Source organism: Streptomyces sp. (genome assembly GCF_036566765.1).
Classification (GTDB): domain Bacteria; phylum Actinomycetota; class Actinomycetes; order Streptomycetales; family Streptomycetaceae; genus Streptomyces.
The window spans coordinates 1-2749 of sequence record NZ_DATCVQ010000151.1 but is presented as its reverse complement, the minus strand read 5'-3'; the positions used below and the strand labels follow the sequence as shown (position 1 = coordinate 2749).

Here is a 2749-nt window from a genome sequence, read left to right as displayed (position 1 = left end):
GCACATCCTGAAGTGGCTCCAGCTTCACATGTTCGCGACAATCCCCGAGGACGAGCGAGGGACGGAGTGGTGCAGTGACAGTCCTGCGGGGGCAGACCAGCGAGGGCGAATTCGCCGTGTGGCATTGGCAGGTGTACCGGCGGATCGGGGAGGCGATCCTGGAGCAGGTCCCGGGTGGGGTGCCGGATCCCGCGTACGAGCGGCTGCCGCTCGCGCCCGGGGGACGGGATGCCACGGGGCTGCTGGAGTCGGCGTTCCGGCTGGAGAACCTGGTCGTCTCCGGAGCCGAGCGGATGCGTTTGGACCGGGCGGTCGAGGCCGGTGTGGCGATCGGGGCCCTGGTGCAGGTGCGGAGGGACGACCTCGGCATCCCGCTGCGCCGTGACCGCTTCCCGGTTCCGGTGCCGCTTGCGGACGACGTGATCGGGGCGGACGCCGAAGCAGTCCTGGCCGGTCTGCACGCGGCCATGGAGCAGCACGCCCCGAACCACCCGGGCGGGGTGCGGCTGGACTGCGTCGCCGCCGCCGGGGTGATGGAGCTGACCGCCCGGCCTTGGAGCGACCAGGAAGGCTGGGTTCCGTGGGCCCCGCCCGCAGAGATCAGTCAGTGGCTGCACCGGTTGCGGACGATGACCTACACGCCAGGGCGCGGCGCGTGGTTCTCTGTCTCGTACGTCATCGCTCCCGGCCAGGAGCCGACGATCGCGTACGACTACGCGACCCGGCCGGTGTTCGAGGTGTCGCACGTCGCGCCGCGGTGCTGGCACGACGAACTGCGGCTGCTGCCCCGCACCCCGGAGGCGACCCCCGACTGGCTGCTCGGCGAGGCGTGGCGGCACCACCAGCTCCTCGCCGACGCCGTCGAGGCGCCCCGCCCCCTGCGCCTGGCCCGGGAGTTCGACGGGGTCGACACGACGACGGGCCGTCCCTACACCTGCCGTCCCGTGATCGGCCACCTCGAGTCCGGGCAGGTGCGGTACTACCTGAGCAACGCACCCGTGAGTGTGGAGGCGGAGGACCCTGACGCGCGGCACCACACGGACGGCGTGTGGGTCTGGCCGGCTTCCATGGACCTCCACATGGAGCAGGGCGGTCTCGTCCCGCCGCTGGAACTGCTCGACCACATCCGCGGCGTCGGCTACGAGCCGCCCACCGAGCTTTCCGAGGACCTGCTGCGCGCGGCGGCGGCACTCGCCCCGTCCCGCCCCGCGGCGAAGCAGGACGACCCGCCGACGGCCGTCCAGGACGACGGCGGCGCCGAGCGGGCGATGGCCGAGGTCCGTGAGTGGCTGCGCACCGGCACGGAACACGACATGACCGTGGGCCCCCACGCGGTCGACGTCGACATCGCCGCCCGTTCGCCGGAGGGCTGGACGGTGTCGTACAACAGGGTGACGTACCTGGCCAGCCGCGACCCTCAGGACGCGATGGTTCCCGCGATGGCCATCGTCCTCCGAGAACGGGACGGCTCGCTCCGCTGGGCCCCCGTGCGGCCGGGCGGCCCGAGCCACCCGGTGCCGGACCGCCGACGTGAGACGTGGGCGGAGGAGCTGGACCCGTCGTTCGAGCACAGCGGCGTGGCCTACCTCGGCATCCCCGATCAGGCCGTACGCGCCTGGCGAAGGTTCCTTCCAGAGGGCACCGTGGGCACGGAGACGAGGCCGAACCCCGCCGCCGAGCCGGGTCCGGTGGAACGCGGCTTCCCGCCGATGACGACGCAACTGGACCATCTGCTCAGCTATCTGGCGATCGGCTGGTTCTCCCGTGAGCAGTTCCTGCTCGGCTTGCTCCGCGCCGAGCTCCTCATTCCCGTCGATCCCGCCACCGACTCCCCGCCCGGCTCGCTGTGGCTGGAACGCCCGCGACGGCTCAAGGCGTACAGCTCCCGCGACCATCTGCCTCCCGGCACCGCTCGCTGCCAGGTGCTGGACGGGGTCGCGTTCCGGCAGACCTTCGCCGGAGTCGGCCTCTCGATCAACCCGGGCGGCCGGCCCGTCGGCGAGGTGACCGCGGAGGACCTGGCCGCGACGCACGCGGCCTGGCCGCATTTCTCGGCAAGGGTCAACCGGTTCGAGGACTGCATCGAGCGCGCGTAGCCGGCGACGATCAGAGCGTCTGAGGCGTGCCGCCGCCGCACCGCCCCGCCGCGACTTGCTGTGCGGGGGTGGTGATGGTCTTGGGTGGTGGGTGGTGGGTGGTGGGTGATGGGTGATCACCATGTCAGGCCTGCGCAGGCGCTCCCAGTGCGCCAGGCGGTCCTCGTGCTGCCGTTGGGCCAGGTCTCCTGCGCGAGCGTGGTGGGGCTGCTCCGGTAGGAGAGGCGACGTCTCGCGGCGCTGGCCGGGTCGGCCGGGCTGCTGTGCCGGCCGCTCCGGCCTGATGGTGGAGTGGTGCCGCCTCGCGTCGATGTCGCCCTCGCCGCTCCGGTCTGACGCCTGCCCGAGGAGCCGCGCGGCCGTCAGGCCCAAGTTCCCAAGGCTCGACTGCCTGAGGTGCGGCGGGCGGAAGGGCCTGTGACCGGTTCGGCAGCCATCCGGCCGGGCAGCCGGACAGCTACCGAATCGGGCCGGCCAGTGTCTCGATCGGGCCCGGGTACCAGAGGTCGGGTTCGCGGGTGAGGCTCGCCAGCTCCTCGGGTGGTTCACTCCCGTCCCTGACGATCGTCACGTAGGCCTTCGCCTCCCGCAGGCCCATTCGCGGGGCCTGCTTGCGCAGGTGCTGCATCGCGGCAGCGGTACCGACGGAATGC

General features: G+C 72.4%; 1 protein-coding gene and 1 pseudogene. One reads left to right on the top strand and one right to left on the bottom strand.

Annotation, left to right across the window (positions count from 1 at the left end; all coding sequences use genetic code 11):
- The first annotated feature begins 74 nt into the window (after positions 1-74).
- Positions 75-2096, top strand: coding sequence for a YrhB domain-containing protein (locus VIU94_RS07915; RefSeq protein WP_331909025.1), 2022 nt, complete (start codon positions 75-77; stop codon positions 2094-2096).
- Between the two features lie 457 nt (positions 2097-2553).
- Here the strand turns inward: VIU94_RS07915 and VIU94_RS07910 are convergent.
- Positions 2554-2749 (bottom strand): annotated as a pseudogene (locus tag VIU94_RS07910) (YrhB domain-containing protein); the annotation flags it as partial.